Genomic DNA, 16,963 nt, shown 5'->3' on the forward strand with positions numbered 1-16,963 from the left:
AGGATAGAAATTTAGCCTTCCACTGGAATCCCGTGGATGTAACCCACACCACCGGCAAAGCGGTCGCGGTAGTTTTCGTTGATCAGCGGTTCAAGGTCGGCTTTGACCTTGTCGTGCAGGCCTTTTTCCCAGTCGCCCGGATGCTGGAAGTTGCTCATGATATAGGCGAAGCCGTTCATGTCATCGACAGCATGCAAGCCGGTTGATTCGGCACCGGCCGGGCAGGAAAGGATGCGATCCAGCTTTTTGGTATCGACGTTATAGGCCCACAGGAAGTTATTGACGTGGTTGCCGCTGTCTTCACCCACAAACAGGGTGCGCATTTTTTCGGAGAACTTGATGTTATCCGGGTTGGCGATGCGGTCGATATCGGCGGTGTTGCCGATGGCATCGGGTGTATCAAGGTCACGGCCAACCAGTTCGGGCACAGCCGCCATGGTGACAGGAACCCATTCGCTGTCGATGGCATTGCCTTCGGTATCGGTCTGGCCGCCGGTCATCGGCCATGCGTAAACGGCACCGGCTTTGATCTGGTCAACCTTGATCGGGTTTTTGCCGTCGCTCATGGATTTATAGATATAGGACATGGCGGAATAACCGATCTTGTCCTTGGCATTGACCGTGGTGCCTTCCATTTTGGTGAAGGCAAGTGTGCCGCCAACCAGCGGCGCATAACGGTGCGTTTCAAGATAGGCTGCTGCCTTTTCCATGCCTGGCTTAACGCGAACCCACTGCTGTTTGCCGCTGAACTGGATGGAGGTAAAGCTGTCATCCTTCGGGTCTTCGTGAGCGACATCGATGATGTCGGCAGCGGTCAGTTTATCGGCCAGTGCCTTGATTTCGTCGCTGGTGGCATGGCCCAGAAGGACCCATTTCAGGTCGAACGAACCGCCCTTATCAAGGTCAACGCCTTCGCGCTGCATGACCTTGGCAACATAAAGCTTGCCCGATGACAGATCAGCCGGTTTATCGGCGATAAACATGAACAGGCCGCCATTGGTGGCATCGTCACCCATCAGGGTGGTGCGCTGGTCCGGCATGACCTGAACGAGTTCATGCGAAATACGGCCAAGGCAGAAATGTTTTTTGATTTCGCCGGTGCCATCCGCATTCACGATCACTTCGGGCATGTGGCCGTAATGATAGGGGTTGGCTTTTTTCGGGTCGCCATACAGGCTTTTGCTGTAGGTCTGGAATTCTTCGGACGATGCAGCCTTGGTGGCATCGGGTTCGTATTCTTCGGATGACAGGTGCGTGTTCCAGGGCGACAGGCTGGCTGCACAGGTAATCCAGAGGCCATGAACGGCGCTGGTATCAACCGGATGATACTGAACCAGGCTGAGTTCGCCGCTTTTCGGGTCCTGATCAAAGGTCAGAACGGCAATCGGGGACGGCAGTTTGCCATACATGTCGGTGCCATCAAACGCACGCGAGGTATATTCAAACTGAACCACGGCGAAAACCGTGTTGCCCTTCACACCCGGAACCTTGGCGCCATCAACTTTGATCAGGCTGTAGCCATCGGGGCAATCGGAAAAGAACTGGCGTTTGTCGGGCGAGGATTCATCAATGATCGGGTTGTTGTTGATATCGCGGTATCCACCGGCAACAACCTTGCCACCCTTGCCGTCCGAAACTTCATCACCGGTGATGAAAAGCGGCTTGTAACCCAGTTTGAAAGCCTGCGTCGCGCCATTTTCATACGTCGCAACAAGGCCGGACTTGACCGTGGTGGTTGCCCGTTCGGCATCGGTCATCGGCGCAGCCATGCCAACAAATTCGATCGATTTGACACGGTTTTTCGCCGTTGCGGCAAAGGCCGGGGAGCTGCCCAGAATGGACAGGGCCGAAGTTTCAAGCAACGGAAGGAAGGGCGCGCCCGCAAGAATACCAAGCAGCGAACGGCGGGAAATGCCGGTTGGGCTGGTCATGTCGTTGATCCTTAGAATAACAGACTGAAATGTCGGAAAGAAATCCCCGAGGAATGGAACCGCCTGCCAAGCCCGGAGGTGGACCCGCGACAGGAACAGACAGTGCCGTTATTCTATTTTCGCCGTGTGACAGTTTGATAAAACATTGGTGTCATTCCAAATAACAATGCAGGGGCGAACAGGAACTATTCCGCCCAAATTCAACCAAATGGCGAATGACTGGTGCGTTGCCGATTGCGCTGGTCGCAGGCGATGCGGCAGTTACCAGGGCTTCCGGCAACACCGGCATTCCCGGCATTACCAGCGGCACGGTTACAACACCCCGGCAGGGTCAAATAAAGTTGGGCCGCAACACCGATAAACTGTTCGCGCCAGGAGGGCAGATCATCTAATGCTAGGTGATATGAACCGAAATCACGCTGGCGGCACGGCAATATGGCCTGCTGCCAAAACAAAAGGATCGCGCGATGAACCATTCCCAGCTTTCAAAATGCATTCTGGCCGGTCAGGGCAAAGTCCCGGCAGATATGGTTATTCGCAATGTCGGCCTGCTTGATGTGATTACCGGCACCGTCACCACAACCGATATTGCCATTGTTGGCGACCGCATTGTTGGCACCCATGCCGATTACAAAGGTGATGTTGAAATTGATGGCACCGGCCGCTTTGCCGTGCCCGGTTTTATTGACACCCACCTGCATATCGAAAGCTCGCTTGTCACCCCGCTGGAATTTGACCGCTGTGTGCTGCCCCATGGCGTGACCACGGTTTTGTGTGACCCGCATGAAATTGCCAATGTGCTGGGGGCTGCGGGTATCCGCTATTTCCTGGATTCCGCCGAACGCGCGATCATGGATATTCGCGTTAACCTGTCATCCTGTGTGCCGGCAACGCCGTTTGAAACATCGGGTGCGCAGCTTGAGATCGATGATCTTTTGCCATTTCGCAACCATCCCAAGGTGGTTGGCCTGGCCGAGGTGATGAATTATCCCGGCGTGCTTAATCTTGATCCCGGTATCATGGCAAAGCTTCTGGCGTTTCAGGATGGCCATATGGATGGGCACGCGCCGCTGGTGCGTGGCCTGCCGCTTAATGGATATATGGCAGCAGGTATTCGTACCGACCACGAGGCCACATCGGCCGCCGAGGCCCGCGAAAAACTTGCCAAGGGCATGGCCATTCTGATCCGCGAAGGGTCTGTTTCCAAGGATCTGGAGGCGCTGGCCGAAATCCTTGATGAAAATACATCAAGCTTTGTCGCGCTATGCACCGATGACCGCAACCCGCTTGATATTGCCGAAGAAGGGCACCTTGATGCCCTGATCCGCCGCCTGATCGCCAAGGGACGGCCGCTGCATCATGTGTATCGGGCGGCATCGCATTCGGCGGCCCGCATTTTCGGCCTGAAAGATCGCGGGTTGATTGGGCCGGGCTGGCGCGCCGATATCGCGCTGCTTGACAGCCTTGAAGATTGCAGCGTCAGCGACGTTATTGCTGGTGGCAAACTGGTCACACCTGCCCTGTTTGAAACCCGCGAACAGGTGCCTGCGGTTGGCCTGTCTTCGATGAAGGCAAAGCCGGTTACAGCCGATGCCTTTATTTGCGCGCCCAAACCGGGCCAGAACCAGACACCGGTGATTGGCGTTAAACCCGGCCTGATCCTGACCTTCCGCGAGGAAGCAACCCTTGAAGTTTCGGCCAACGGACTGGTGCCCGACCTTGACGCCGACGTGATCAAGGTGGCCGTGATTGAACGGCACGGCAAAAACGGCAATATCGGCCGCAGCTTTGTCACCGGTTTTGGCCTGAAGCGCGGTGCCATTGCATCATCGGTCGGGCATGACAGCCACAACATTACCGTGGTGGGGGCGAATGATGCCGACATGGCCCTTGCCGTGAACCGTCTGATCGAAATGGGCGGCGGTTTTGCCGTTGCCAATGGCGGCAAAATCACGGCGGACCTACCCCTGCCCGTTGCCGGCCTCATGAGCGAAAAACCGTTCGAAACCATTTCCGATGATCTTGAACATCTGCGCGCAGCGGCCAAAGACCTGGACTGCAAATTGCCCGAACCCTTCCTGCAGGTGGCCTTTCTGGCCCTGCCGGTAATTCCGCATCTGAAGATGACGGACCGGGGCTTGTTTGATGTCGATAAATTCGATTTTGTCAGCTGAGATCGCGGTTAAAAAATACCGCCACATGCCTGCAAACCCTGCCCTGTCAAAGGGCGGGGTTTGTTTATTTCAGGCTTTTGCATTCAAAATCACCCCACAACCAATTGAAATAAAATCACTTTCCTGAAACTCAAAAGATAAGAATTATTATCATTGACTTTATCAACTACATTCCTTATTGGTTGACTTTATCAACAAACCGTAACCCAAACCCGCCAGACGATGATGTTAATCTCTGGCGATATACCGGCCCTTTCCGGGCAGGTCTGATCTTTCAGTTTCAGCTTTTTACGTCATCCACCGTCACTGGCTGCGTGCATTGCATGCGCCGTTTCAGGAACAGTTCTGCATGTCAAAATCACCGGTTATCCACGAGGATGGATTACCCCAGCCCCAGCGTGGCCTTGCCTTTCTGACCATCTCGCTTGCCGTTTTGATGGCGGTGCTTGATGGATCGATCATGAATGTCGCCCTGCCCACCATTGCCCATGACCAGCATGTCAGCCCGGCCCATGCCATTTGGGTGGTGACGGCCTATCAGTTGGCTGTTGTTGTCGCCCTGTTGCCGCTTGCCGCATTGGGCGAGGCAATTGGTTTTCGCAAAATCAACCTTGCCGGGCTGGTGCTGTTTTGTGGGGCTTCCATCCTGTGTGCCTATTCCCCCACGATTGAAATTCTGACCTTTGCCCGCCTACTACAGGGCCTTGGCGGGGCAGCATTGATGAGCATTAACGCAGCCCTGGTACGCCATATCATGCCCATCAAGCTGCTGGGTCGTGGTATCAGCCGGGTTGCCATGGTTGTTGCGATTTCAGCAGCTGCCGGACCTTCCATTGCGTCGGCCATTCTGGCGGTTTCAAGCTGGCACTGGCTGTTTCTGATCAATGTGCCCATTTCGATTGCGGCCTTTGCCATGGGCTATTTCACCCTGCCCTATAACAAGCTTAACGGTGCCAAGTTCGATTATGGCAGTGCGCTTTTGAACGTGCTGACCTTCGGCTTTTTGATTTCCGCCCTGGGCAGCATTGGCACAAGCAGCAATAAACTTCTTATTGGTGGCCAGTTTGCCATTGCCATCATTGCCGGTATCGCGCTGGCCCGCCGCCAGCTTTCGCGCGCCATCCCGCTTTTGCCGATTGATCTGTTGCGCCGTCCGGTTTTTGCCGGTTCGATCATTTCATCGATCTGCGGGTTTTGTGCGCAATTCATCGCCTTTGTTTCGCTGCCGTTTTTCTTTCACGACGTGATCGGCTATAGCGCGGTGCAAACCGGCATGCTGCTTACGCCCTGGCCGGTGGCAACCGCATTGGCAGCCCCGCTTTCGGGCAGGCTGGCTGATAAATATTCGGCGGCCCCCCTTACCACGATTGGTATGGTTATTTTTGCCATTGGCCTTGCGGCGACAGTCTGGCTGCCCAGCGATGCGGGCAATTACACCGTGATCATTGCGTTGATGATTGCAGGTGCTGGCTTTGCCCTGTTTCAAACGCCCAATAACCGCATCATGCTGACCAGCGCCCCGCGTGAACGCAGTGGCGGGGCCAGCGGCCTGCAATCAACCGCCCGCCTGTTGGGGCAGTCCAGCGGGGCGGCACTGGCTGCCATCCTGATTGCACACAGCACCGAATTCAACCTGGCCCTTCTGATGTATACCGCTGCGGGCTTTGCCCTGATTTCGGGCTGCATCAGCGCCATTCGCAACCGCGCATGGCAGGTTGGCATCATTTCCTGATGCCCTTTTCCATCCTTTCCGGGGGCATTGACGCCACCGGGATGAATGATTACCTCGCGAGAAAGACGGAGCCAACAGATGCCCGAAACGACAATTGGCGAAACCCTGCATACCCTGCTTCATGCCTATAAACGGGCATTGCGCCAAGCTTACCAGCAGGCTGAAATCCCCCTTGCCATTTCGCATATCCGCACCCTTAAGGGCATCAATTCCGTTCCCGATTGCACGCCATTGGCACTATCAACCCGCACCAAACACGACAAAGGCCAGCTGACCCGTCTTCTCAAGGACCTGCTGGCTGAAAACCTGATCGAAAAACATCCGCACCCCGACGACAAACGCAGCAATATCCTGCATCTGACGCCGGAAGGACATCAGATCATGATGCGGATCAAAGAGGTCGAAGAAATCGCCGCTTCACGCATGGCAACCGGTCTTTCCCCCGATGAAATCACCGATTTCAACCGGCTTGCCAACATCATGAGCGCCAATCTCGCGGAATAACCGCTTCGGCGCCATATCCCCCATTTCGTTATGAAAGGAGATCACGATGCCAAGACCAGCTCCCCGGCAGTTTGAAGTGATCCGTAAATCCGAAGTTACCCCGAACATGCTGCGCATCACCCTGGGTGGTGACGGCATGAATACCTTCCCCGAAGACCAGGCCAGCGCCTATGTCAAACTGATGTTTGATAATCCCGGCCAGGAAAAACCGATGCTGCGGACCTATACAGTCCGTGCGCACCGGGAAAACGAAATTGATATCGATTTTGTCATGCATGAAGATGGCGGACCGGCTTCGCGCTGGGCCATCGACTGCAAAGCTGGCGATACCATCGCCATTGGTGGCCCCGGCCCGAAAAAACTGGTCGATAACAATGCCGATTGGGTCCTGATTGTTGGTGATATGACGGCCCTGCCCGCCATTTCCGTCAATCTGGAACAATTGCCTGCCGATGCGCGGGGCTATGCCGTAATCGAGGTTCTCAGCGATGCTGATATCCAGCCCCTGCTGAAACCCGAAAACGTCACCATTCACTGGGTGGTAAACCCGCATCCTGGCACCAACAGCACCGCCCTTGTCGATGCTGTCATGGCCATTGAATGGTCGCATGGTAAACCTTCGGTCTGGGCGGCATGTGAATTCACCGGCATGCAAAAACTCCGTCACCATTTCCGCAATGAACGCGCCATCGACAAACGCGAAATGTATATTTCCAGCTATTGGAAACTTGGCGCGAACGAAGAAACGCACAAATCCGTGAAACGCGAAGATGCGGAACGGGAAGAAGCCGCTTAAAATGCAACACGATATATAATCACAATAAAAACTCTCACAAACCCGCAACATAAAGCACGGAAAACTAAGTTTTCCGTGCTTTAATTTATATAGACGGCACATCGCTCAAAAGATAAAATAACAATCAACACAAATAATGGAAAAAAGATGAAAAATCCATTCCTTGCGACCAACCACGAATACCATTGGAACTCATGCATCGGCCCACAAAGCAGTGAATTAAATTACATTGATGGTTACATTGAGTCGTCAATTGAGCTTGCAAACTACGTGTTGGAAAACAAAAAATACGGAAAAGTAGATACTTTAATATTCCCGATCCTTTTCAACGCGCGTCACGGCATAGAGCTTACGCTAAAATTTTATCAAAAAACATTTTCACAATGCGGGATCGACACCGAGAGCGCCCCCCAAAATCACAGACTAGACATAATACTGAGCAGAATATTAAATGCCAAAATACCAGACAGAGAATTATCAAAAAACATATCAAAACTTGCGCCTTATATCACCGGGATATCTGAAATCGATACAAGCGGACAAGACTTTCGATATTTTGAAAATAAAAACGGCCACCAAAGCTTATCAAACCATCCGATTATAAACCTTGTGGTGGTTAGACAATGCTTAGAGGAAATGAAAAACATACTAGACGAAACAACCACTAGACTGATTACATTTAGTCAGGAACGATCAACCAAAACACACACCACAAAGTGCTCTCGAGCCGATTTATACCATATCACACAAGAACTACCTATGCATGCAGAGTGGCATTTATCGAAATTTAAAAAAATAAAGGAAAATATAAAACGTGAATTCAACTTATCAAACAATCAATTCGACAACGCGATAAAGAAAATAAAGAACCAAAGGCAGCTAGGCTCAATTATAGGAATCGAAAGAAATCCAATAGCACTAACAGGTACAAGCGCAATAAAAGCCGCACACCTATGGAAAGAATATCACGCATTCGAGAGAAAAGCGTTTGACGAAAGACATATTAACAAGGAGGAAAATTTAATGATCTCAAAAAAAGCATCAGTTGAAAAAATAAGAGAATTAATCAAAGAATTAAAAATAGAGGAACTAGCAGATTTAGAAACTATTTTCTACCTTTCTCGAAATCGAGAGTTTGTAGAACACTACGAGGAAATGTATGAGAAAACTCTACCCTCATATCAGAGAAGCCCTGATATTTTCATTAAAGTCCATCATGTATTCGCAAAAGTTAATTTCTTAACGGAAATAAAAAGAGGAATATCGATTCTAGGAAATCCAAGCCTCGCCGATTCTCTCGGCAAGGTTGAAAATTGAGCTTTCCTTAGCTCACACGGTGTACAGGCGATCTAGGAAAACATATCTCTTCCCTTAAAGACACAAAAAATAGGACTCAAGAACAATACTTGGGCCCGTGTCGCCCCACCCCTGAATTGAATACACCGCCATCATCCCGCTCAAAAAATTGAAAATCAGGCATCAAAACTACATTTTATTGACAAATTGTCGGATAAATGATGACGTTGGTAGAAATTATACAATCTGCCGAAACATATTCAGGGACGTTGACCATCACCGACGGGAAACCGGGGCCAATTTTTCGCAGGCACATCATATGCCCGAAGCTAACCGGCGTATGGTCGCAAACTGCGAATCATAATCTCTACAGCCTCGACATCCGCCTTGAAAAACTATTCGGCACCATTGCGCACGGCCCACCGGCCAGCGCGTTTTGAGTGGGGATATTTGCGTGGCGGATACACGTTTGGCATCAACGCTGTCGGTTGAAAACCTGACCGTTCAATTTGGCGACAATCGCGTGGTCGAAGACCTCAGCTTTACGGTCGAGGCCGGGCGCACGCTGGCCGTTGTTGGTGAATCAGGCTCTGGCAAATCCGTAACATCGATGTCGATCATGCGCCTGGCCGAAATGAATGGTGCCACCTATGGCGGCGGGCGCATTCTGTTTAACGGCGAGAATGGCAAGATCGACCTGCTTGCGGCCAGCCAGAAAGAAATGCGCGCCATTCGCGGCAATGAAATCGCGATGATCTTTCAGGAACCGATGACGTCCCTAAACCCGGTCTTCACCGTGGGCAACCAGATCGCAGAATCCCTGATGCTTCATGCCGGCATGACCAAATCTGCCGCCCTTGCCGAAGCCCGCCGCCTGCTTGATATGGTTCGCCTGCCCGATTCCGCAGAACTGATCAAACGTTATCCCCATCAGCTTTCAGGCGGGATGCGCCAGCGCGTGATGATCGCAATGGCCCTGGCCTGCCGCCCCAAGCTTTTGATCGCCGATGAACCCACCACGGCCCTTGATGTCACCATTCAGGCGCAGATCCTGACCATCATTCGGGACCTGCAAAAAGAACTGGGCATGGCGGTAATTTTCATTACCCACGATATGGGCGTAGTTGCCGAGGTCGCCAATGATGTTGTCGTCATGTGGCAGGGCAAAAAGGTGGAAGAAGGCCCCGTTGGGCAGATATTTGCCAATCCGCAACACCCCTATACCCAAACCCTTTTGGGGGCAGTGCCCCGCCTTGGCGAAATGAAAGGCGAGGATTTCCCCAAACGCATGCCAATCACGGTGATGGAAAATGGCACCCCGCGTCTGGTGGGTGCCGAACACATCCAGAAAACGGCACGCTATGACAGCGCACCGATCCTGTCTGTCCGTGACCTCGTCACCCGGTTTGACATTAAAAAGGGCCTGCTGGGCGGTGTCACCCATCGTGTCCATGCGGTAGAGCAGGTCAGCTTTGATATCTATCGCGGTGAAACGCTGGCGCTGGTTGGGGAATCAGGCTCGGGCAAATCCACCATCGGGCGCACCATTCAGCAATTGCAGGAAGCCACCAGCGGCGAAATCACCTTTGATGGCAAAACCTTTGCCGCCATGAGCAAGGCCGAACGCCAACGCCTGCGCCAGGAAATCCAGTATATTTTCCAGGACCCGTTTGCATCGCTCGATCCACGCAAAAAGATCGGTTTTTCCATTGCCGAGCCGATCCACACCCATCGCCTGATGACCAGCGAGAAAGAAATCACCAAACGGGTTGATCAGTTACTTGAACGTGTCGGTTTGACATCGGCGCACCGGGACCGGTATCCGCATGAATTTTCCGGTGGGCAACGCCAGCGTATCTGTATTGCGCGCGCCCTTGCATCGAACCCGAAAATGATCATCGCGGACGAGGCATTATCCGCCCTTGATGTGTCCATCCAGGCGCAAATCATCAATCTGTTCATGGAATTGCAGGAAGAACAGGGGCTGGCCTATCTGTTTATCAGTCACGATATGGCCGTGGTCGAAAAAATGAGCCACCGTGTCGCAGTTCTTTATCTGGGGCAATTGGCCGAACTGGGCAGCCGCCGCCAGGTTCTTGAAACCCCGACCCATCCCTATACCCAGCGCCTGTTAAGTGCGGTGCCGGTTGCCGATCCGGGGCATATCCGTGAACGTGCGGTTCTGGAAGGTGAAATTCCCAGTCCGATCCGCCGTGTTGGCGACGAACCGGCCATTCTGACACATCGCGAAATTGCGCCGGGCCATATCGTGGCCGATGGCATGCAACAGCTCGCATAACACCGTTTTTAAGTGCCTTTTTCGATGCCTTGCCACCAAACATTGGAGAAAATAAATGATTAAAAAACAGGGATTGCGTACCGCCTTCATGGCACTTGCCTTGGCCGGGGGTACGTTTATGGCTTCACCGGCATGGGCCGCCGGAACAATGACGATTTCCTCACCGCAGGACCCCGGCAGCTGGGACCCGGTCGATACCTTTCTGGTGAACTGGGCATCCGTTGCCACCAATATCTATGATGGCCTTACCTATCGCGGGCCGGATACCAAACTGGTTCCGGGCCTGGCAACATCCTGGGATGTTCTTGATGATGGCAAGCGCATCCGCTTTAAACTGCGCACTGGCGTAAAATTCCATGATGGCGAAGCCTTCAACGCCGATGCGGTCAAATTCACCTTTGACCGCCTGATGGGTGAAGAAGGCTCCAAGGGCCCGCAAAAATCCAACTACGCTGCCATCGACAGCGTGGAAGTGATCGATGAAAACACCGTCGATTTTCACCTCAAACAGCCCGATCCGGTATTGCTGACCAAACTGGCTGGCTATGGCGCAATGATTGTTCCGCCGAAATACATCCAGGAACATGGTGAAGACTATTTCAACACCCATCCGGTTGGCACCGGCCCGTTCAAGTTTGTTTCCTACGAACCCAAAGTCGGCATCAAGCTTGAAAAATTCGATGATTTCTGGGGTGACAAAGCCAAAATCGATAATCTGAATTATCGCTTTATTTCCGAACCTTCAACCGCGGTTGCCGAACTTCAAGCTGGCCGGGTTGATCTGGTCATTCCGCCGACCATTCCGATCGGCATGATCCCGACCATTAAAAACGATCCGAATATCGATATCGTCAGTTCACCCAGCCCGACGGTCTATGCGCTGCGTTTCAACACCAAAAACGGCATCACCAAGGATGCAAAAGTCCGCCAGGCGCTGATTTATGGTGTGGATCGCCAAACCATTATCGATAGCATCCTGGGCGGTCAGGCATCGCCGATTGCCAGCTTCCAGGGTGAATTGTCCTTTGGCTATGATCCGGCAATGAAACCCCTGCCCTATGATCCTGCCAAGGCGAAAGAACTTCTTGCAGAAGCAGGTGTTAAGCCCGGCGCTTCGGTTCAGATCGACATTCGCGGCAATGATGCGACATTCAACGAAGTGGTCCAGGCGGTTGCCAGCTATCTTCAGATTGTTGGCATTAACGCCACGATCAAACCCTATGAAACCAACGTCTTGCTGAACGATATCATCCCGCAGGGCAAAACCGGCGCGATGTTCCAGCAATCCTGGGGTGGCTGGACGCTTGATTTCGATAATACGGCCTATTTCATGTACCACACCGGCGAGAAATGGAACCCGTATGACAGCGATCCGAAAATGGATGAACTGCTTGAAAGCCAGCGCGCCATTACCGACCCGGCCAAGCGTGAGGAAATCCTGCGCAACATCGCCAATTATGCGGCCGATCGCGCGCTTGAAATGCCGCTTTACAACCTCAATGCCATTTTCGGCATTTCGCACCGGGTTAAAAACTTCACCCCGGTTCCCGATAGCCGCCTGCGCCTGAACGAAGTGTCAGTCGACTAAACGCCCCATCCTTTGGCCGCCCGGCACCGGTTGTTCACATCCGGTACCGGGCGGGCAACACAGCCTTTTAAGATAAGGGACAAGATTTTGGCTGGATTTCTGATCAAACGGTTTTTGCAGGCGGTATTTGTGGTGTTTGTTGTCACCATTACCGTATCCTTCGCCATTCGCCTTACCGGTGACCCGGCATTGATGCTCACCCAGGGTGCTGGCAGCGTGACCGAGGCCGACCTTGCCCGTATCCGCGAAGCACTTGGCTTGAACCAGCCCTTTCTTGTCCAGTATTTCCAGTTCATCAAGGGCATGTTCACCCTTGATTTCGGCCGCAGTTTCCTGGGGGGCACCCCGGTTTCCGGTCTGCTGGCACAGGCCCTTCCGGCAACCCTGTCGCTTGCTTTTGCTTCCATGATCGTATCGATCATTCTCTCGATCCCGCTTGGCATCAAGGCTGCGGTTTCCCGGGGCAAATGGGCTGATCAATTTATCCGCATCCTCTCGCTCGTCGGGCTGTCCTTTCCGAATTTCTGGCTGGCCACCATGCTGGTCCTTTTGCTTTCCATCACCTTCCGGCTGCTTCCGCCCAGCGGCATGGACAATTTCGCCAGCTTCATCATGCCCGCCGCGACAATGGGAATTATCCTGACGGCAACCAATGTCCGCCTGGTGCGCACCGCCATGCTCGAAACGCTGCAATCGCAATACATCATGGTCGCGCGTGCCAAGGGGCTTAGCGAAAATACCGTTCTTTACAAACATGCCCTGCGTAATTGCGCCATTCCGCTTATCACCTATTTTGGCCTGCAATTTGGGGCTCTTCTGGGTGGGATTGTGGTGATCGAACGGGTCTTTAACTGGCCCGGTCTTGGCACACTGGCCTTTGATGCGGTTGGCGGGCGCGATTACCCGGTTCTGCAAGCCGTGATTACCGTTCTGTCGTTGCTGATCGTCGGCATCAACCTTCTGGTCGATATTGCCTATGGGCTTATCGATCCGCGTATCCGCACGGAGTAAGCCATGTCAGCGCAAACACCTTCTGCCACGTCTGAAATTCCGGCCAAACCGGTCCGTCGCGGTAAACGCTTTGCCCGTTTCCGCCAGCTCGAATTCATTCTCGGTATTCTTCTGGCGGGTGGCATGTGCCTGGCCGTCGTTTTCTCCGGCTTCCTCTTTCCTGATGGCGGCGAAAAAATCGATCTTATGGCCCGCCTGACCCCGCCTTTCACCAAGGCTGCCCATTTTCTGGGAACCGACCCGCTGGGGCGTGATGTTCTCGCCCGGGTCATTATTGGTGGTAAAATTTCGCTTGTTGTTGGCCTTATCTCGGTCGCGGGCGCGGTTGTGATTGGTGTGGTGATGGGCCTGATTGCCGGGTATTACCGTGGCTTCTGGGATGTGCTGGTCATGCGCTTTGCCGATGTGCAACTGGCCCTGCCCTTTATTTTGCTTGCCATTACCTTCATCGCCATTGTCGGCGGCGGCATTGCCAATACCATCATTTTGCTGATTGTGTCGCAATGGGTGCAATATGCCCGGTTGGTGCGCGGGCTGGTTCTGTCGCTGCGTGACCGGGAATTTATCCAGTCTGCCCGTGCCATTGGCGTTGCCGATAGCCGTATTCTGTTTTCCCACCTGCTGCCCAATCTGATTGGGCCGGTCATTGTGCTGATGACCCTGAATGTCGCAACCAACATCCTGCTTGAAAGCAGCCTGACCTTCCTTGGCCTTGGCGTTAACCCGCTGATCCCAAGCTGGGGCGGTATGCTGGCCGACGGCCGCACCTATTTGCAAAATGCCTGGTGGGTCAGCGTTTTTCCCGGCCTTGCCATCATGTTTACTGTGCTGGGCCTGAACCTGCTGGGCGACTGGTTGCGCGACAGCCTTGATCCAACCGGAAAGACGTCCAAATGACCGAGATTTTCAAACAAAGCTTCCCCCGCAGCCTTGACCAGTTGATCGAGCATTATAATGACGACGCCCATCGTGGTGCCGTCATTGAAGCATGGCTGTTTGAAGACGAAGCAACACGCCGTGCCGGTGAACGCATTCTGGCAATTAACGGTATTACCGCACATCTGCGCAGCGCCTATAAACCCCTGCTCCATGCGGTTCTCGAAGAAATTGACCTATCCGATGCGAAGGCTGTTGAAATCGCCTATCCACGTCATGAGGTTTGCACCGAAAACCGGTTTCGTCTTGAAACCTATCCCGTCGGTGCACTGTGCAAGGGTGCCGAGGTTACCTTTATTCCCGGCAGTGAAACCGCTTTCATCTATCGCCTGACCATCACAAACGGCAATGGCGATAAAACCAGTCACGATGTTTTTGCCCCCAACCGCGTCCATCAGGATTGCATCGGCGAAACCCTGGTCTCGCCGACCGGCTGGTTACGGGTGCGCGATGCACAGGGCAATGTCCTGACCGATGGCCGCCTTGAAACCGAATACGAAGCCGCCTTCCACACCACCATTGATGCCATTGCCCATCATGACTGGGGCGATAGCGAACCCTATTTCAATGAACTCAATATCCGTGTGACCCTGCCGGTTTCCGATCAGCCCTTGGGCATTGGTGACGAAGTGCTTAGCCTGCGCGAAGCCCTGCACGAAGATTTCTATTTCTCGCTGCTGGAATTCTTTCAGAAGAAATCCGGCCGTCCCCTGGGGGACCGTGGCTTGCAGCCGGGGCAAATCGTTCCTGAAATCATAAAGGCCGATGGTGCGCCCTCGGTGCGTGTGACCCTGCGCGATTTTGACCTTGCGGTGATCCCATCACCTGACCAATCCCTTGATCAGGCGCAATCTGCCATTAACCCGCAACAGATCATGCGCGAGCTTGCCACCATCACTGGCGACGAATTTAGCGCCAATTCCCGTGCCGGTCGTCAGATCCTTGCACGCTACCATACCGGAACCGATAAACCCGTCATGATCAGCGGCGGCCAACATCCCAATGAAACCAGTGGTGTGATCGGTGCCCTGCGTGCGGCCCAAACGTTAAATGCCCGTGAAAACAGCCATTTCACCATCTCGCCGCTGGAAAACCCGGATGGATACGCCCTGCATCAACGCCTGATCCAGGATAACCCGCGTCATATGCACCATGCCGCGCGCTATACCGCGCTGGGCGATGATCTGGAATATCGCAAGAGTGCGAACCTTCTGGAAAAGGAAATCCGCGTCCGTGCCCAGGAAATCAGCGGTGCGGAACTGCATATCAACCTGCATGGCTATCCGGCCCATGAATGGACACGTCCATTATCGGGTTATGTGCCACGCGGCTTTGCCATGTGGACCCTGCCCAAGGGCTTCTTCCTGATCCTGCGCCATCATGAAAGCGCCACAGAACGCGCCGAAATGCTGATTGATCTGGTGACAAAACGCCTTGCTGATGTGCCAGGCCTTCTGGAATTTAACGCCAAACAGATCAAACTGTACGAAACCCATGCCGGCGAACATGGCTTTCGCATGATCAACGGCTTCCCCTGCTGGGTTTCCATTGATGACCGCCATGATGTGCCAATCACACTGATCACGGAATATCCCGATGAAACCGTCTATGGCGATGCCTTTATCGCGGGCCACACCGCCCAAATGGCAACGGTTCTTTCCGCCTATGACGCGCATCAGGAAATGTCCTGATTACGCAATCAACCGCTTTTTATGAACAAACAGCATCATCAAACAGGCCCGCTGCAAAGTTGGGCCTGTTTTTTTCACTCATCGATAAAAAAGCGACAGGGACGTTGGGACGCATTGTGCATCACCTCAAAAGCAAAAACGCCGCACTCTATTGGAGTACGGCGTTTTTGTATCATTTGCGATTTAGGGAATACGAATTGATTGTGTTTAGAAGGCCCGGCGGTGACCTACTCTCCCGTGCCTTAAGACAAAGTACCATCGGCGCAGGCAGGTTTCACTTCTGAGTTCGAGAAGGGATCAGGTGGTTCCCGGCCGCTATGGCCACCGGGCCGTCGAAACACAATCTTGAGAACGGTGTGTGTGATCTTTTTTTAGTGCGATAATTTCTGTTTGTGCATGGCGGATTTTACCGCTGCGCAAGATATGCAGATTATTCAATTAGCAAGAGGGATCAATCAAGCCGATCGATCAATTAGTACTGGTTAGCTTCACACATTGCTGCGCTTCCACACCCAGCCTATCAACCTGGTGGTCTTCCAGGGATCTGATAGGGATACCTAGTCTTGAAGGGGGCTTCCCACTTAGATGCTTTCAGCGGTTATCCCTTCCGCACTTAGCTACCCGGCGATGCTCCTGGCGGAACAACCGGTACACCAGAGGTGCGTCCATCCCGGTCCTCTCGTACTAGGGACAGCTCTTCTCAAGTATCCTACGCCCACGGCAGATAGGGACCGAACTGTCTCACGACGTTCTAAACCCAGCTCACGTACCACTTTAATTGGCGAACAGCCAAACCCTTGGGACCTGCTCCAGCCCCAGGATGTGATGAGCCGACATCGAGGTGCCAAACACTCCCGTCGATGTGGACTCTTGGGGAGTATCAGCCTGTTATCCCCGGCGTACCTTTTATCCGTTGAGCGATGGCCCTTCCACGCGGGACCACCGGATCACTATGACCGACTTTCGTCTCTGCTCGACTTGTCAGTCTCGCAGTCAGGCAGGCTT

General features: G+C 53.2%; 11 protein-coding genes and 2 rRNA genes (1 of these 13 running past the window's edge). 10 read left to right on the forward strand and 3 right to left on the reverse strand.

The window, feature by feature from the left end:
• Positions 1-11: 11 nt before the first annotated feature.
• Entirely contained in the window at positions 12-1,931 is a 1,920-nt protein-coding gene (locus CSC3H3_RS10905) for a PhoX family protein (protein ID WP_101284828.1), read from the reverse strand.
• Positions 1,932-2,398: 467 nt separating this feature from the next.
• On the opposite strand from CSC3H3_RS10905, the gene ade reads away from it, so the two are divergent.
• The 10 genes from ade (at position 2,399) to CSC3H3_RS10960 (ending at position 15,958) form a co-directional block, all read left to right on the forward strand.
• Positions 2,399-4,105: an adenine deaminase gene (gene ade, locus CSC3H3_RS10910; RefSeq protein ID WP_101284829.1), complete on the forward strand. Its 1,707-nt coding sequence runs from the start codon at positions 2,399-2,401 to the stop codon at positions 4,103-4,105.
• A gap of 349 nt (positions 4,106-4,454) precedes the next feature.
• Positions 4,455-5,837 carry an MFS transporter gene (locus CSC3H3_RS10915; protein ID WP_101270759.1) on the forward strand — a complete coding sequence of 461 codons (1,383 nt, stop codon included), beginning with the start codon at positions 4,455-4,457 and terminating at the stop codon, positions 5,835-5,837.
• A gap of 78 nt (positions 5,838-5,915) precedes the next feature.
• Positions 5,916-6,341, forward strand: coding sequence for a MarR family winged helix-turn-helix transcriptional regulator (locus tag CSC3H3_RS10920; protein ID WP_101270761.1), 426 nt, complete (start codon positions 5,916-5,918; stop codon positions 6,339-6,341).
• Between the two features lie 46 nt (positions 6,342-6,387).
• A complete protein-coding gene (locus CSC3H3_RS10925; protein ID WP_101284830.1) occupies positions 6,388-7,137 on the forward strand; it encodes a siderophore-interacting protein in 750 nt (249 codons plus the stop codon).
• A 147-nt stretch (positions 7,138-7,284) separates the two neighbouring features.
• Positions 7,285-8,454: a hypothetical protein gene (locus CSC3H3_RS10930; protein ID WP_101284831.1), complete on the forward strand. Its 1,170-nt coding sequence runs from the start codon at positions 7,285-7,287 to the stop codon at positions 8,452-8,454.
• Between the two features lie 433 nt (positions 8,455-8,887).
• Positions 8,888-10,732, forward strand: a complete 1,845-nt coding sequence (locus CSC3H3_RS10940; protein WP_101286194.1) for an ABC transporter ATP-binding protein — start codon at positions 8,888-8,890, stop codon at positions 10,730-10,732.
• A 55-nt stretch (positions 10,733-10,787) separates the two neighbouring features.
• Positions 10,788-12,320 carry an ABC transporter substrate-binding protein gene (locus CSC3H3_RS10945; RefSeq protein WP_101284833.1) on the forward strand — a complete coding sequence of 511 codons (1,533 nt, stop codon included), beginning with the start codon at positions 10,788-10,790 and terminating at the stop codon, positions 12,318-12,320.
• An 87-nt stretch (positions 12,321-12,407) separates the two neighbouring features.
• A complete protein-coding gene (locus tag CSC3H3_RS10950; protein WP_101270767.1) occupies positions 12,408-13,331 on the forward strand; it encodes an ABC transporter permease in 924 nt (307 codons plus the stop codon).
• 3 nt (positions 13,332-13,334) lie between these two features.
• The gene (locus tag CSC3H3_RS10955) at positions 13,335-14,228 is read left to right on the forward strand and encodes an ABC transporter permease (RefSeq protein WP_101270769.1); all 894 of its coding nucleotides are present in this window, start codon (positions 13,335-13,337) and stop codon (positions 14,226-14,228) included.
• Positions 14,225-15,958 carry a M14 family metallopeptidase gene (locus tag CSC3H3_RS10960; protein ID WP_101284834.1) on the forward strand — a complete coding sequence of 578 codons (1,734 nt, stop codon included), beginning with the start codon at positions 14,225-14,227 and terminating at the stop codon, positions 15,956-15,958. The genes CSC3H3_RS10955 and CSC3H3_RS10960 overlap by 4 nt, the downstream gene beginning before the upstream one ends.
• A gap of 214 nt (positions 15,959-16,172) precedes the next feature.
• Here CSC3H3_RS10960 and rrf read toward each other — a convergent pair.
• Together rrf and CSC3H3_RS10970 are read right to left on the reverse strand one after the other, a co-directional pair.
• Positions 16,173-16,287, reverse strand: a 5S ribosomal RNA gene (rrf, locus tag CSC3H3_RS10965).
• A 122-nt stretch (positions 16,288-16,409) separates the two neighbouring features.
• Positions 16,410-16,963: ribosomal RNA gene (locus CSC3H3_RS10970) — 23S ribosomal RNA — on the reverse strand; it runs 2,194 nt beyond the window's last position.

The sequence above is a fragment of the Thalassospira marina genome, assembly GCF_002844375.1.
GTDB lineage: Bacteria > Pseudomonadota > Alphaproteobacteria > Rhodospirillales > Thalassospiraceae > Thalassospira > Thalassospira marina.